Source organism: Acinetobacter sp. SK-43 (assembly GCF_015351505.1).
In the GTDB taxonomy this organism is placed as follows: Bacteria; Pseudomonadota; Gammaproteobacteria; order Pseudomonadales; family Moraxellaceae; genus Acinetobacter; species Acinetobacter junii.
This window is the reverse complement of the sequence record NZ_JADKPY010000017.1, coordinates 16,030-31,811: the sequence shown is the minus strand read 5'-3', so window position 1 is coordinate 31,811 and position 15,782 is coordinate 16,030. Positions and strand designations below refer to the sequence as shown.

Genomic DNA, 15,782 nt, shown 5'->3' with positions numbered 1-15,782 from the left:
ATAAAAAACGAGGGTTATCCCCCTCGTTTTCTTGGTTTAATTTGAATTAGATTTTCTGCTTTTCAATCCATTGAATCGAATTCACTCGAAATAACTCACATGCCCCATCGCCAATATCTGTAGGTGATAGCGAAGACTTCCATACTAAGTCTTTATCACGGACTTCGACCAATTCACCTTTTAACTGGACCAAGTCACCACGTTTCACTTGTTTAATTTGTTTGGCAATTTCAGGATTGGCAGGAATGATGTGCATGTTCGATACCATTTGCATGGCTTGATCCGCAGGCACAGGAAGTTTATCCATTTTCCAATTCAAATAGCGGTCATATTGACTGACTGAAATATTACGTGCGATTTCAGGATGCGCGAACAATCCCCAACTGACAGCATAATCAATCGGTGAAAACTTGGCTTGCTCATCATCTTGATAAACTTTAGATCCTAAAATACGAAAATTACCGTAGAAAGGCTGCAATACGGAAATCGATTGGTCTTTCACTTGAGGGGATAAACCTTTCGCAATATTGTATTCCACTCCACTGGCAGAAGCATGTGCCTGACCCAGTGCAGCCACCATGCATAAACTCATCCATAGACGCTTTTTCATGGCTTTTACTTCCTCAAAAATATGACTGATAGCAAATAAACTCGTTTGAGCTTTCATAGTATGCTTAGACCATGAGAAAAGTTGCTTTTTTTGGTAACAATCAAATAATCTTTAGTCATATTTTTGTGCAGTGTTTAGGGTCTGTTGACATTTCACATCTAGCTGCGACAGCCCCCCATTAAATCTACGAATGGATTCTCTATGATTTATCAGTTTTATCAACGCCGAATCTTTCCGCATTTACTCAATCAAGTCATGCAAACGGGCAGTTTGATGGATAAACGACGCGAATTACTCATTCCGATCGAAGGTGAAATTCTCGAAATTGGTTTTGGCACAGGTCTCAACATTCCATTTTATGGCAATGTAGATACCCTGTATGCGCTTGAGCCAAATCCAGATATTTATCATTTGGCGATTGAGCGTGTTCAGAATGCACCTTTCCACGTGAAACACGTCCAATCCAGTGTTGAAAAATTACCATTTGCTGATGCATCGCTAGACCATATTATTTCGACATGGACGCTGTGTAGTATCCCCAAACTGGAACAGGCATTAGCTGAAATCTATCGTGTGCTTAAACCTACAGGAACATTTCATCTCGTTGAGCATGTCAAACATCCAGAATCGGTAAAAATGCAATCTTTACAAACCTTACTGACTCCGATTCAGAAGCGCATTGGAGATGGTTGCCATTTAAATCGGGATATCGAACGGAGCATAGCGCAAGCAAAATTCAAATTTATTGAAAAGCAATATTTTGATGCTGAGGGGATTCCTGCGATCACACAAAAGATGCTACTTGCAAGAGTGCAAAAGATTTTGTTGAATCCTTGAACTAATCATCAAAGTCGATCCGCAAAGTTTCAAAACGGACTCGACCTTCTCGAACAGCTTGAGCAATCGCCTGTTGTCCTTTGCTCAAGCGCGCACCACCACTTTTGATATCTAATAAAATCACTTCAATATCTTCTGCATCGCCATCCCCATCACGAAAATCGGTATAGCCATCAAACACCACATAATCGACAGGATCACCAAGAAATTTGGCATCACTAGGTAAATATTCAAACTCTGGTAAGATCGGGGCAAATTGCTCAGCCATTTTTCCTTTTAAGACTGCACGACTGGTATTCACACTACGCTTTTGAGCATCTAATAATGCCTGTTTATGCTCTAGTTCCAATTCAGCAATATAGTTCTCATATTCAGCTTGAATACGACCATTGCGGCTATTTGATAAAATGAGAGTGGTAATCACAACCCCTATACAGCCACCAATCAACATCGCAAGCCAAACCGACATAAGTCTTTCCTTTTTCAATAACGCTGCTATTTAACTGCAACATTAAACTTTTGTCATGTGTAGCACACTCTGTTCAAAAAGATGCTAAGGTATAGTGGAATACAAAACACACGTTAAAAAATCTAATTTCATGAAGACAATATTAATCGCAAATCAAAAAGGCGGCTGTGGTAAAACAATGACGGCGATTACGCTCGCCACTGCGCTCTCACAAAAAGGTTATAAAGTCGCTCTCGCAGATGCAGATAATCAAAAATCATCCTTACAATGGCTGAAACAACGCCCCGACTCTGTCACTAATATTCAAAGTCTCGATTGGCGACATGAGAAATCAATCGGCGAAGCTCCCAAAAATCTCGATTATTTAATTATTGATGCGCCTGGCGCTTTATCTGGTGAACATGCTGAACAATTGGTGAGCGAAGCACATGCGATTGTGACACCATTACAACCTTCATTTTTCGATATTGATAGTACACGCCGTTTTCTCAAGCATCTTCACGAGATTAAACGTATTCGAAAGGGAAAAGTACAAATCTTATTGGTCGCAAATCGAGTCAAACCGAATAGCGCAAGCTCTAAAGATATCCAAGATTTCTTTAACAAGATTGAACAAGAACCTGTGGCATGGATATCAGAAAGAAGTGCCTATGGAACATTAGCCATGCAGGGTTTAAGTGTTTTTGATAAGCCACAAAAAAACTTTGTCAGCATCCAACATCAATGGCAACCTGTTTTAAACCAATTGGTCGATGACCCGAGCGAATGGTTCTAAGCACTGTATCTAAAGCTAATCTTTTGATCTTTAATGCTGAAAATCCTATAGTGAAAATTTCACTCAGGGTGTTTTTCAGTTAATATGGTTTCAATTATCTTTTGGCACTAGAGAAAACCATGGTGCAACAATACGCTCCAACACTACAACGCGTTTTGCTGTTTGGATTGTTTTTTGTTTTATTGTTTTTGGGCTTTAGTATTCTTAAATACTTTATTGTCCCTGTTCTTTGGGCGGCTATTATCGCCTATATGACATGGCCCGTTTATTTATGGGTACAACGTCGTTTTTTTGGTGAGAACCGCCCTACACTGAACGCTACTATTATGATTACACTTGTAATTTTAGTGATTGGTATCCCATTTATTTTTGCGATTTTCATGCTGCAACTCGAAGGTCGTAATTTATATTTTAATCTACAAAAACAATTATTTTCAGGACACATTCAAGTCCCAGATTTTATTCGAAACCTCCCTATCATTGGCAAAGACATCAGTCGTACAGTCAATGAATTAAGTGCTGATCCGAATAGTATTACCAAAAATGTCGCTGAATGGATTCAAGGTCATCTCAGCTACGGTCGTTTTGTCTTGAGCGAGATTAGTCGTAACCTCGTCAAACTTACGTTTGCCATTATGACCTTGTTCTTCTTTTATCGGGATGGTCAGCTGATTCTGTCACAAGTGAGTCGTGCACTTGAAATGGTGATTGGTCCTCGTGTGCATCATTATCTAGAAACGATTTCTGAAACAACACGTGCAGTCGTTTACGGTGTAGGTTTAACTGCTGTAGCTCAAGCAATTTTGGCAGGTCTAAGCTATTTTGTAGCTGATGTACCCAACCCAATGTTGTTGACTATGGTGACATTTATCTTGGCATTAATTCCTTTTGGAACTCCAATTTCGTATCTCAGCGTCGGTTTATGGTTATTTGCTCAAGGTCAAACAGTTGAAGCAATTGGGGTTGTGGTGTGGGGCTTATTAGTCGTCAGCAGCTCAGATAATGTGATTCGACCACTCGTGATTTCAGGGGCAACAAAAATCCCATTCATCTTAATCATGTTTGGCGTATTGGGTGGTATTGCTAGCTTTGGATTGGTCGGCTTATTTATTGGTCCTGTGATTTTGGCAATCTTATTAGCGATTTGGCGCGAATGGCTACATGAAAATGTTCAAGAACCTATTGCTGCGATCGAAGCGCCACCAGAAACTAAATCCTAAATGCGATTTTGACCATTTATCTTGTCATACAGAATCTAGCTTGCGCGTTATCCCAGACTTTGTTTGAATCAATCAAATAAAGACAAAATAGATAAGGATAATTCGCAATGCTTTCAACCTTAAAACGGTATACAGTTTTTAGTGCAATCATGATGAGTATCAGCGCATGCTCATCAATTCCCTTAGACAATAATGCCGCAAAAATTCAGAAACAGCCCACTAGCTACGACCATAAATATTTAATCCCAATCCATCAGGTAAGCGCCGATGGTATAGGTGCTTCGATTGGCACAGTATCCTTCCAAGAAAGTCCAAGTGGTCTGATCATCACCCCTGCATTGTGGAAACTTCCATCGGGTGAACATGGTTTTCATATTCACGAGAAACCGTCATGTGAAGCTGCAATGAAAGATGGAAAAATGGGTGCAGCACTGGCAGCGGGCGGTCATTACAATCCTGACAATATTGCCCACCACGGCACACCAGAAAATGGTCATTTAGGTGATCTACCTGCACTCACTGTCAATGAAAAAGGCTTTGCAACCCAAGCCGTTATCGCTCCTCGATTAAAGCTCTCCGATATTCAGGGACGTGCGATTATGATTCATGCAGGTGGGGATAATTATTCTGACACACCTAAACCCCTTGGTGGAGGTGGTGAAAGAATTGCTTGTGGTGTGATCAAATAAAGATTGTGGGTATCTCAAAAGATATCCACAATTTAGGATTTTATTCACTTAATTTATCTATAAAGATGACTATAAATAAAAGATGAGCACGAATTTTGCTTAGTTTTATTAAATGAAAAATCAACAAAAATAGGTTGAAAAATTGACTCAATATCTTGATCAGCACATCATTTTAGCTACGCAATATGGCTATATGATAATGAATCAACACATAGCAGAATATAGTCGTGAATAGTCTTTATCATCTTTTTAATCGATTCCGATCAAACTCGATTCTACTGTATTGCCTACAAATTTTGATTGTGTTGACAGGCACTACATTGGTGTTGCACGGATTGGGACTAGGTCAATTCATTGTTCCTGTTACATTAGGCGCAATTGCGGCTGCCCTCACAGACTTCGATGATCGTCTGAGTATTCGGCTACGCAATTTGGTCTATGTCTGTGTACTGTTCTTTAGTGTTAGCACCATTTTAGAATTTCTAGTACCTTATAAATTTTGGTTTATCGTTTACCTTAGCCTGTCCAGTGCAGCACTGATTCTCATGGGGGCTTTAGGTCAACGTTATGCGACGATTTCATTTGGTACGATTCTCCTTTCGATTTACACCATGTTTGGTCTAGGAGAATATGCAAATTGGTATCAACATCCGAGTTATTTTGTCATCGGTGCTGTGTGGTACGGATTGACCTCGATCTTATTTTTTATGATTCGACCAACCCTACCCTTACAGGAGAAGATTTCAACGATTTTCAAAGAAATGGGTGAGCTGCTACAGAGCAAAGCCAAGTTGTTTGATCCAGATAATGTCGATAATGTTGAAACACTGTTATTTGAACTCTCACAAAAAAATGCACAGGTGGTGAATAGTCTAAATCAAGCGAAGCAATCCTTACTTTCTCGACTTAAATCCTCACGCATCAATAACAGCAGTATCTATTGGCTAAACTTATATTATTTTGCGCAAGATATTCATGAGCAAGTCACCTCTAATTATTTGCACTATGAAAAAATTCATCAGAACTTTAGCCGTAGCGATTTAATTTTTCGTATCCAAAAAAATATGTTTCTACAAGCAACTGCTTGTAAAAAACTGAGTCAGGCTTTGCTACATAAAAGTACTTATCAAAATACCCCACTCGCTGATGCTGCGCTTGCCCAATTAGAAGCATCCATGCAAGACTGGATTGCTCAACATCCAAATAATCTTGAAGTTAAAAACCTAGAACTGATTCTGAATAACTTAAAAAGTATTCATGAACAATTTGCTCAACTGCAATTTCCACAAAACATCGAAATACGATCAACACAGCATCAACAAGCTCATCTCAACTTACTGGATGAGGATATTCAAGGCTTTCAGGATTTATTGTTAAAACTAAAACAGCATCTAAGTCCTCAGTCTGCATTATTTCGTCACGCAATTCGCTTAGCCATTGTCTTTGCTGTAGGTTATGCCGTGTCCTTGATGCCTTTTGCAAAAAATGGCTATTGGATTTTATTGACCAGTTTATTCGTTTGTCAGATCACTTACTTTGCCACCAAAAGTCGCTTAAAACTTAGAACGATTGGCACGTTGTTGGGTGTGCTTTTAGGTGTGCCCGTTCTTTATTTTGTACCTAGCATCGAAGGTCAATTGGTTATTACTGTAATTTGCGGAGTATATTTTTTCTATTTGCGTCAGAAAAAATATGCACTCGCAACAGTGATGGCAACGCTAATGGTGTTGTTAATTTTCAATTTAAAAGGCGCAGGTTTCAGCATTATTTTACCGCGTATCATTGACACGTTGATCGGCTGTGCAATCGCATGGCTAGCGGTTAACTTCATATGGCCAGATTGGAATTTCCGAAATATTCCTGAAAATATCCGCAAAAGCAGTCAAGCAACGCTCAATTATTTGCATGCAGTCGTCCAGCAATATCATCAAGGTCGCTCCAACGATCTTGAGTATCGAAAAGCTCGTCGTGCCGCCCATAATGCTCAGATTGAATTATCTAATATGATTTCTAGTCTGAGTACAGAACCTGAACCAAACCAAGAACTCATTCACTATGCATTTCGCTATTTGGTCTATAGCCATAGTCAGTTGAGTTATGTATCCGCACTGGGTCATCAACGTGAGCAAATTCAAGATCAAGATATTTTGAAATTATTAGACCAGAGTGAAATATTACTTAATCAAACATTGATCGAAAGACAAGCACTTCCAGAAAAGCACATCGAAGAGATGTTTAGTGAAATTGATCGTTTAAATTCAATGGCTCAAGTCTCAGAACAACAGCAACTATTGTTCAAACAAATGACGCTATTGCTTGAGACTCTGCCTGAATTGGTGATGTTAAAAAATAGATTACTTGAACTAGAAATTAAGTAGCGCGTTTAGCTCAACGCTATTTAATGAATGCCTTGTTGCAGCCTTGTTTGCATATATTGTTTAAGTACCATTCGAGGTATGCCAAACCAAAAAGCTATCAAGGCAAAACTCGTCAATACAAATGCCCAAATATGGAAATAGGTATATAGCAGACGAACCACTTCAATAATTGAGAAGAAGCTCACCATCATCAATATTGAAACCGCAGCCGCGACCGTTCCTTTCGATACATCAGAGGACATCAATGCAAAACGATAAATCACTGAAAAGCTAATTCCCTCACCAAAACTAATTAAGGTCATACCGATCAGCAAACAAGGCACTAAATAGGTTTGCCAAATCACACCGAGCATCAAAAATAAAGTACCTACTAGCATAATCGGCAAACCCATTAAAATGGTTTTACCAAGTGCGTAACGATCCATAATTTTGATCAGAACGATATTGCCTGCAATCAAACCAAAAAACACAGGAAACTGCGCCAAGCCATATTGCACACTACTCAGCTTTAACTCATCCACGAGAATAATCGGTGACAAAGCAATCCATAACATCAGTGGCATTCCTACAATCGGTAATGCAACACTTAAACCTAAAAACTGGCGATTACTAAATACTTGTTTGAAATCATCCCAAATATAACGAAAGGGTTGTTTCGCTTGTTTACGACTTTCTTTCGAGGCTGGCATAAATTTATTTAAGCCGAACCAACTGAGAAAAGAAATAAAAGCAATCGCCACAAAGCCCCAGTGCCATGACACATAATCAATCAGGAACGCGCCCAACACAGGTCCAAGCAAAGGCGCAAGCAAGGAGATATTTGCCATCAATGCCATGACTTTAATGGCATCACGCTCTTCAAAAGTTTCTTGAATTGCCGCATATCCAACTGCTGATATCACACTTAAACCAATACCCTGCAAGAAGCGCAAGGCCAGGAATTGTTGAATATTATGGGTCAATAAAATCAACAAACAGCAAATCGTAAAAAAAGCTACACCGGCCAATAGGACTTTCTTGCGTCCAAGCCGATCTGAAAGTGGTCCCAGTAACCAAGCGACACTAGCACCACCCAATAAGTAAAATGACATTGAAGATGGTGCCCAAGTTGCGCTAACTGCAAACTGCTCTGTGATCGCCAACATCGCTGGCTGAATCAAGTCATTACCGATATAAACTGAAAACTCAAATAGCACTAAAGCCAATGGAAACATGAGCGTTATACGGTTTAACGTCATGCTTTGATTATTCGTCATCATGTTTTATTCACAAAAATAACCAATTCGTGTGCCGTCTATTTCTCTGAAAAAAAGAAAATAGATTCCGCACCACATCATTTTATGGTTTTGATTTAAATTAAATTTTGATTTCCATGCAGTGAGAGCGCATGTAAAAGTGTGAAAACACCGTATTCACAAGGTGTATTTAGAATAACAATTTATTTACGTGAGATTGGTAAAAAGTTTTACCTATTGGAAAAATTTCCAAGCGCAACTTTAGCACTTTTTAAAAATGACCGCAATTTAAGCAAAGCAAATCAATTGTGTGGATATGTGAATAACCAAAAAGTTATCCACAATCCTGCTCAACTTTCACACGACCTTAAAAGATAACTCACCATTTAAGGACATAGCTCAAACTGGAAAGTCTTGGGATTGCCTCCTCGAGCACATTGATAGCTTTGTTTTTTATTCACCACTTTCCAAGTCTCTTGATCACGTTTTAACTGATATTCAGTGCGAATAGCCGCTACCGAATCATCTAACTGCGCTTGCTCGACGGTAATCTCAGCATCTGTAGGATTTTCAGCACTATTAAATTGCTGATCAATTTTGAGATTAGTTTCATCATGAAACAAATTGGGTTGGTCAAGTAGTACCGCATGCATCGCTGTACTTTTTTGCACAGCAGCTTGTTGTTGCGACTGAGCAATCGGTTGATTACATGCAGTCAAAAAAATTCCACATCCTAAAATGATCCAAAGTTTATGCATTTTGTAGTCTTCCGATTTGCATTATTCTTTTATGCTACTATGCAAAAATGAACTGTCGAATAACAAAATGTATGCGACCTATGAGAGATTTGTTGTATTTATCAATGCTTTGATAACAATTGTGATCCTCAAAATAAAACAACCCCGTAACATCAATATCAGAAATTTTTAGGCATACACACATGTCAGATTTAGCAAAAAAGTTAACTCTAATTTTAATCATAAGCAGTTCAGTAATTGCTTGTTCTAAAAAGGAAGAAACGCCTTCAGGTGAGGCTGCAATGGCCACTGAAAGTGTTGCCGCAGCGCAAGATACATCTCAAAGTCAGACTGCAAAAAATCCTGAGCAATTGCTCAGTGATCAGCAAAGCACCCTAGAACAAAGCCGACAATTAGTAAAAACAGCTCAACTGCAATTTGAAGTCAAAGATGTTCAAAAAACGACGGCTATACTTGAACAGCAACTCCTCAAACAAAATGGCTATATCGAAGAAAAACAAGTGAATTATCAGGTTAGTGATAGTTCGCAACGCGAACGTCTCGATGGTCATATAGATGTTTATGAAAAAATCATCCCTACCGTACAACTTACGATTCGTGTTCCAAATGAACAAGTTACTGCCTTTTTGAATAGTCTATTGCCTTTGATGCTCAACTTTAATAATCAAAGCTATGAAGCTAAGCGATATGAACTGAAACTGTTAGAAGAAAAACTTAATACAGCAAATCAAAGCCCTAGCACATCGAATACAGCCAATAATCAACTTCAACAATTAACTCAACTTGAGGTCAAAGATCGTTTGACTTACAGCACAATACGCATCGAATATTTTCAACAAGCACAAGTTCGCAAAACTCAAGATTTAAACATTCATCGTATTGCACATCTCGATAGCGAACCTTTAATGACTCGGATAGCCGATGCATTCAAAATTGGGCTTTCTTATTTTAAAGAAACTATTTTGTGGTTGATCCAATTTTGGGCATTTTTTCTTGTAATCGTTGTAGTTTGGTTTATTCGTAAAGCCTATAAATCTAGAAAACAAAACAGCTAATTATTGATTTTTGATCAATAGTATTTTGCTTATTTGCGCATTTTTGCTCATGAATAGATTCTCTAAAATGCACTCATGTTTTAGAAATCTATTTTTGAGTTTAATTTTATGAGTAATATTTTAATTATTAATGGCGCGAAACAATTCGCTCACTCAAATGGTGAATTGAATGACACCCTGACTGACTTTTCAGAATCACATCTAAAAGCTTTAGGTCATACAGTACAAGTGACACGTACCGACAGTGACTATGACATCCAAGCAGAAATTGAAAAATATTTATGGGCAGATGTGGTGATCTATCAAATGCCAGGTTGGTGGATGGGTGCACCATGGACGATGAAAAAATATATTGATGATGTATTTACGATTGGTCATGGTTCCCTCTATGCAAGCGATGGACGTAGCCGTTCTGATGCTTCTAAAAAGTATGGTTCAGGTGGCTTGATTCAAGGTAAAAAATACATGTTGTCGTTGACATGGAACGCACCAATGGAAGCGTTCACTGATCCTGACCAATTCTTTCACGGTGTGGGTGTAGATGGCGTGTATTTACCTTTTCATAAAGCCAATCAATTCTTGGGTATGGAATCATTACCTACATTTATTGTGAATGATGTAATCAAAATGCCTGATGTCCCAAGCTACATCGAAGCTTATAAAGCACATTTAGATCAGCTTTTTGCGACTGCCCATTAAGAGAGAAATACTATGTTGACAATTATTGCAGAAATTCAGACACATGCAGGTGCAGAACACCGTCAAGCAGTCTTAGATGCATTCCAAAAAATCATTCCAACTGTATTGGCAGAAGAAGGTTGTCACGGTTATGCCCCATTGATTGATCATCTACCAGCGATTGCGATGCAGACGCAAGATGAAAATAGCATTGTGATGTTAGAACAATGGGAAAGTACCGCTCACCTTGAAGCACATATGCAAACGGCACATATGCTGAAGCATTTTGAAGCGACCAAAGCGCATGTGGCTAATGTCAAAGTGCGTATTTTGGAAAATGGGATTTAGAACAAAGATTGGTTATTTATCAAATCCTCATAAAATATATGATACTCGGTAATGTCATCTGCAACCTGCGTGATTTCAAGAAGATACTGTTTCTGCGATAAATTTTAATTAATACAAGAAGTGAACAGGTTTTGCAGATGACAATGCCTTTGGTTACTTTGGGCAAAACCAAAGTAACTCCAGCCGAAGGCTAATCTTGAATATGAATGAGAACACAATACGACTCCGTCAAGACAAAGAAAAATATAAGCAAATGATTTTACTGATAATAATACTGCTTCAAATGTCGGCTATATTCTGTTAAATAACATTCTAAGCCCTCTCGACGATCAGCTTTTTGCATTTCTTTAGCAGCCAATTGCTCAATTTTGATTTCCAATAAATTCAGAATAGCGGCTTGTTCCGCTTCAGGTAGTTGGGCTTTTTCTTTCTGCTGTTTTTTAATTTCCAAATAATCTTCTGCCCAATGGCGTAATGGATCGTGCTCAGAGACTTGTGCAAATAAATCGGTAATCAATAATTCAGGCATGACTTCTTGAGTTGCTAACTCTGCCGACATCAAACCACGAATCGAATAAAATACTTTCTTATAAGTAAAATTATCCGCAGTTTGCATCACTTTCATGCCACCCTTCGCCAGCGATAAGTAGTGGTGATACAACGCGCTATAATCGATTCGCTTAAGCAATCCATCTCGAAAGCTTTGCCATTCTGGAAAAGCATTAAAATAAACAATATGTGCTCTCACCCACTCCAAAACGGTAGGATTACTTTTTGCCAATAAGCCAAACATTTTGTCGAGATCATAAGAAACGAAATCAAAATCACCGTCCATGATTTCGATTAGATCACGGTACTTTTTATAATCAAAATATTGCTCTTTACTCGGTAAATGAAAACCGCGTACATCATAGTCGCTGTCTGGGCTGGCCATACCCCATAAACGACTACCACTTTCGATATAAAATAATGGAATGTCTTGGTGATGTTGAAACAGTTTTTCGATTTCGTGATGGATGTTCATTATGAAGCCTACTTTTCTATTATATTAATAATCCCTACTTGGGGTAAAAAAATATCCTTTGGAAAATTGGGGAAAAACTCTTCAAAATCCTTTTCTGATATGTTTTCATCATAAGGAAAAATAAACCACTGATCGTGACCTACATATCTTATAAAAAAATCAGCGCCTAAAATTGAGGTAATTTCTGTAAAACTTTCAAGTTCAATTTCATTTTTTACAATACAAATTTCTTTATTGTCTAGCACAAAATTAGCGAATGGTTTTGAAATCTTATAAGTAATTTGAGTTTGGTCATCAAATAGAACAGATAATTCATTTAGATATTCCTGTTCAGGTAACCAATGATCAATAAAAAAAACAGATTTAGGGTGAAGATGCTTAAATTGTTGAGAGTAATAATATGTTTCTATATGGGTATATAAATCATTCACCGTCCCATTCTTAAAAATATCATATTCTTTCTGATAAAAAATATGTTGGATATGATCAAAATCCTTTTCACAACGCAACTCATTTGCTGCATGCGCAACCTGTAATGAGAATAAAAAAACAAGAGCAAAAATAACTTTCATAAATATCATAATAAGAAATAATTAAGCCCATAAAAGTGTACTTTTATGGGCTAGAGTAGAAAAACTACTTTTAAAGATCAAATAACTTCCCTGGGTTCATAATCCCATTTGGATCAAATGCCAATTTCAATGCTTTCATATATTCAATTTCTTCAGGAGAACGTGAATATTCCAAATACGGTTTCTTGGTCATCCCCACACCATGTTCGGCAGAGATCGAACCATCATATTTTTTCACAGTCTCAAACACATATTTATTCACCACCTGACACTTCGCAAAGAATTCGTCTTTAGTTAGGTTTTCAGGTTTTAAAATATTTAAGTGCAAGTTACCGTCACCAATATGACCGAACCAGCAGATTTCAAAGTCTGGATAGTTTTGTGAAACGATCGCATCAATTTCTGAGATAAACGCAGGGACATGCGAAATTAACACTGAAATATCATTCTTATAAGGAATATACGGTGCAATCGATTCCGAAATATCTTCACGTAAACGCCATAAGCTCTGTGCTTGTTCTAAGCTTTGACTCATTACGCCATCAATCACCCAACCTTGTTCCATACAATGCTCAAAAATCTGCATTGCTTTGTCCATAATCGGCTCATACGGGGCTTCAAATTCAAGTAATACATAGAATGGGCAAGTTGTTTCAAATGGACGTTGTACATGACCACGATCCAACACTTTTTGCATTGCCACTTCACCAAAGAACTCGAATGCGGTTAAGTCGATTTCTTTTTGGAAAGCATGTAATACAGGCATCACCGCTTCAAAGTCAGGCGTACCCAATACCATGACTTGTAGATTTTGTGGTTGACGCTCAAGTTTAATCTCAGCCTCTGTCACCAAACCTAATGTGCCTTCTCCACCGATAAACAAATGCTGCAACGCATAACCCGTCGCATTTTTAATCATGCCTTTGTTTAAACGTAAAATGTCACCTTTACCCGTAACAACCGTTAAACCAAGCACCCAGTTACGTGTCATGCCGTATTTGATAACTTTAATACCGCCTGCATTGGTTCCGATATTTCCACCAATTTGACTAGAACCTGTCGATGCAAAATCAACTGGGTAATACATGCCTTGTTGTTCGGCATAATTTTGCAATTGCTCAGTCACCACGCCTGCTTGAACACGAACCATACGATCCGCTGGCAAGAACTCCAAGATTTGATTCATCTTGTCAAAGCTAATCACGATCTCGCCATTGTTCGCTACCGCACCAGCAGATAAACCTGTGCGACCACCTGATGGCGTGATTGCCACTTTAAAACGGTTCGCCAGTTTTACAATCTCTTGAACTTGTTCAGTGCTTGATGGAAAAACGATGACTGATGGGTTCGGATCAAAGTGCTTAGTATGATCTCGTCCCCAATTTTCCAAGCTATCGGCATCAGTTTTAATACGGTTTTCACCCACGATTGCCGTTAAGAGGGTCAATAACTCGGGTGTTAAAGCGACTGGAGCATTCATCGTTTTCAGGCCTAGTAAGAAAGAGATATAGGACTTCTGGATGATCCTGAATGTATTTCAAGGGCTTGAAAACAAAGGATTCAAAACATCCAAAATATAGAAACGCTAGCGAACTATCAAACTGTCTACACAACGAGTTCGAGCTTCGTATTCCTTTATTTTACATGTAAGCAAGCGAGGGATAAAGCACAGGATAAACATCTCGTCATAACAAAATGTGTATATGAACTAAAATTCATTCGAAACTGAAAAAAACTCAACAATTATGCTGAGCTAATTTTAAACGAAATATCTATAACACAAAGCTCTATGCTATGATACCGCAACTAAATTTTGGCCTTTGTAGCGGAGCCGTAATGAGCCAACATCTATCACTACCTAAAGACAAAATCCGTTTCCTTTTGCTTGAAGGTGTGCATCAAAATGCCATCGATACATTAAACGCTGCGGGTTATACCAACATCGATTACCACAAAACTGCGCTTGAAGGCGAAGCTTTGAAAGAAGCGGTCAAAGATGCGCACTTTATTGGTATTCGTTCGCGTACTCAATTGACTGAAGAAATCTTTGAAGCAGCGAATAAATTGATTGCGGTAGGTTGTTTCTGTATTGGTACTAACCAAGTTGATTTAAAAGCAGCAATGTCTCGTGGTATTCCTGTTTTCAACGCACCGTATTCGAATACGCGTTCTGTAGCAGAATTGGTTCTTGCTGAAGCAATTTTATTACTTCGTCGTGTACCTGAAAAATCAAAAGATACGCATGCAGGTGGTTGGAACAAATCGGCTGTTGGTTCATACGAAACTCGTGGTAAAACATTAGGTATCGTAGGTTACGGTTCTATCGGCTCTCAACTTTCAGTTTTAGCTGAAAGCTTAGGTATGAAAGTTTGCTATTATGATGCGGTAACTAAATTACCGTTAGGTAATGCACGCCAAGTCGGTTCTTTGGATGAGCTTTTAGAAACTGCTGATGTGGTTTCTTTACACGTTCCTGATGTTCCTTCTACGCGTAACTTCTTCAAGAAAGAACAGTTTGCGAAAATGAAGCCTGGTTCAATCTTCATTAATGCTGCACGTGGTACATGTGTAATTATCGAAGATTTAGCTGATGCGATTAAATCTGGTCACATCGCTGGCGCTGCAGTAGACGTATTCCCGAAAGAGCCAAAAGCAAATGGTGAAGAATTCCAATCTCCACTTCGCGGCTTGGACAACGTGATTTTAACACCGCACGTGGGTGGTTCTACGATGGAAGCGCAAGCAAACATCGGTTTAGAAGTTGCTGAAAAATTCGTTGCGTATTCAGATAAAGGTATGACACTTTCTGCGGTGAACTTCCCAGAAATCGCATTACCACTTTCTGATGGTCAACATCGTTTACTTCACATCCACAAAAACGTTCCTGGTGTATTGTCTAAGATCAATACATTGTTCGCTGAACAAGGAATCAACATCTCTGGTCAATCTTTAATGACTAAAGGTGATATCGGTTACTTGGTAATGGATGTTGATGCTTCTGCATCTCAAGAAGCTTTGGATACTCTACATAATGTAGAAGGTACAATCCGAGTACGTGTATTGTTCTAATTTAGACAATTCACTCAAAAGCCACGGCACTTGCTGTGGCTTTTTTATTAGTGATTGAATTATTA

General features: G+C 38.5%; 16 protein-coding genes. 9 read left to right on the top strand and 7 right to left on the bottom strand.

Features of this window, described 5'->3' with window-relative positions; all coding sequences use genetic code 11:
* Positions 1 to 46: 46 nt before the first annotated feature.
* Positions 47 to 610: a hypothetical protein gene (locus IRT38_RS04825; protein WP_026057391.1), complete on the bottom strand. Its 564-nt coding sequence runs from the start codon at positions 608 to 610 to the stop codon at positions 47 to 49.
* A gap of 201 nt (positions 611 to 811) precedes the next feature.
* On the opposite strand from IRT38_RS04825, the gene IRT38_RS04820 reads away from it, so the two are divergent.
* Entirely contained in the window at positions 812 to 1,447 is a 636-nt protein-coding gene (locus tag IRT38_RS04820; RefSeq protein WP_194597086.1) for a class I SAM-dependent methyltransferase, read from the top strand.
* A 1-nt stretch (position 1,448) separates the two neighbouring features.
* Here the strand turns inward: IRT38_RS04820 and IRT38_RS04815 are convergent, their stop codons facing one another.
* Positions 1,449 to 1,916 carry a Holliday junction resolvase-like protein gene (locus IRT38_RS04815; RefSeq protein WP_194597085.1) on the bottom strand — a complete coding sequence of 156 codons (468 nt, stop codon included), beginning with the start codon at positions 1,914 to 1,916 and terminating at the stop codon, positions 1,449 to 1,451.
* A 130-nt stretch (positions 1,917 to 2,046) separates the two neighbouring features.
* Between IRT38_RS04815 and IRT38_RS04810 the strand changes: the two genes are divergently transcribed.
* The 4 genes from IRT38_RS04810 (at position 2,047) to yccS (ending at position 6,978) form a co-directional block, all read left to right on the top strand.
* Complete coding sequence (locus IRT38_RS04810) at positions 2,047 to 2,691, top strand: ParA family protein (protein ID WP_004909505.1); 645 nt, start codon at positions 2,047 to 2,049, stop codon at positions 2,689 to 2,691.
* A gap of 122 nt (positions 2,692 to 2,813) precedes the next feature.
* Positions 2,814 to 3,911, top strand: coding sequence for an AI-2E family transporter (locus IRT38_RS04805; RefSeq protein ID WP_026057392.1), 1,098 nt, complete (start codon positions 2,814 to 2,816; stop codon positions 3,909 to 3,911).
* Between the two features lie 107 nt (positions 3,912 to 4,018).
* Complete coding sequence (gene sodC / locus IRT38_RS04800) at positions 4,019 to 4,600, top strand: superoxide dismutase family protein (RefSeq protein WP_004964458.1); 582 nt, start codon at positions 4,019 to 4,021, stop codon at positions 4,598 to 4,600.
* Between the two features lie 227 nt (positions 4,601 to 4,827).
* The gene (gene yccS / locus IRT38_RS04795) at positions 4,828 to 6,978 is read left to right on the top strand and encodes a YccS family putative transporter (protein ID WP_194597084.1); all 2,151 of its coding nucleotides are present in this window, start codon (positions 4,828 to 4,830) and stop codon (positions 6,976 to 6,978) included.
* Between the two features lie 20 nt (positions 6,979 to 6,998).
* Here the strand turns inward: yccS and IRT38_RS04790 are convergent, their stop codons facing one another.
* On the bottom strand, positions 6,999 to 8,234 hold the full coding sequence (locus IRT38_RS04790) for an MFS transporter (RefSeq protein ID WP_194597109.1): 1,236 nt from the start codon (positions 8,232 to 8,234) through the stop codon (positions 6,999 to 7,001).
* Between the two features lie 365 nt (positions 8,235 to 8,599).
* Positions 8,600 to 8,971 (bottom strand): hypothetical protein, encoded by a 372-nt coding sequence (locus IRT38_RS04785; RefSeq protein WP_151691054.1) that lies wholly within the window; start codon positions 8,969 to 8,971, stop codon positions 8,600 to 8,602.
* A 182-nt stretch (positions 8,972 to 9,153) separates the two neighbouring features.
* Between IRT38_RS04785 and IRT38_RS04780 the strand changes: the two genes are divergently transcribed.
* From IRT38_RS04780 to IRT38_RS04770, 3 genes are all read left to right on the top strand, one after another.
* Positions 9,154 to 10,026 (top strand): DUF4349 domain-containing protein, encoded by an 873-nt coding sequence (locus IRT38_RS04780; RefSeq protein WP_194597083.1) that lies wholly within the window; start codon positions 9,154 to 9,156, stop codon positions 10,024 to 10,026.
* Between the two features lie 108 nt (positions 10,027 to 10,134).
* Positions 10,135 to 10,725: an NAD(P)H-dependent oxidoreductase gene (locus IRT38_RS04775; protein ID WP_194597082.1), complete on the top strand. Its 591-nt coding sequence runs from the start codon at positions 10,135 to 10,137 to the stop codon at positions 10,723 to 10,725.
* A gap of 12 nt (positions 10,726 to 10,737) precedes the next feature.
* The gene (locus IRT38_RS04770; protein WP_194597081.1) at positions 10,738 to 11,052 is read left to right on the top strand and encodes a putative quinol monooxygenase; all 315 of its coding nucleotides are present in this window, start codon (positions 10,738 to 10,740) and stop codon (positions 11,050 to 11,052) included.
* Positions 11,053 to 11,311: 259 nt separating this feature from the next.
* On the opposite strand, the gene IRT38_RS04765 is transcribed toward IRT38_RS04770, so the two are convergent.
* The 3 genes from IRT38_RS04765 to IRT38_RS04755 form a co-directional block, all read right to left on the bottom strand.
* A complete protein-coding gene (locus tag IRT38_RS04765; RefSeq protein ID WP_194597080.1) occupies positions 11,312 to 12,076 on the bottom strand; it encodes a DNA polymerase beta superfamily protein in 765 nt (254 codons plus the stop codon).
* 8 nt (positions 12,077 to 12,084) lie between these two features.
* Complete coding sequence (locus IRT38_RS04760; RefSeq protein ID WP_194597079.1) at positions 12,085 to 12,648, bottom strand: hypothetical protein; 564 nt, start codon at positions 12,646 to 12,648, stop codon at positions 12,085 to 12,087.
* A 70-nt stretch (positions 12,649 to 12,718) separates the two neighbouring features.
* Positions 12,719 to 14,128 (bottom strand): FAD-binding oxidoreductase, encoded by a 1,410-nt coding sequence (locus IRT38_RS04755; protein WP_005403295.1) that lies wholly within the window; start codon positions 14,126 to 14,128, stop codon positions 12,719 to 12,721.
* A 356-nt stretch (positions 14,129 to 14,484) separates the two neighbouring features.
* Between IRT38_RS04755 and serA the strand changes: the two genes are divergently transcribed.
* Positions 14,485 to 15,717: a phosphoglycerate dehydrogenase gene (serA, locus tag IRT38_RS04750; protein ID WP_194597078.1), complete on the top strand. Its 1,233-nt coding sequence runs from the start codon at positions 14,485 to 14,487 to the stop codon at positions 15,715 to 15,717.
* Positions 15,718 to 15,782 lie beyond the last annotated feature (65 nt).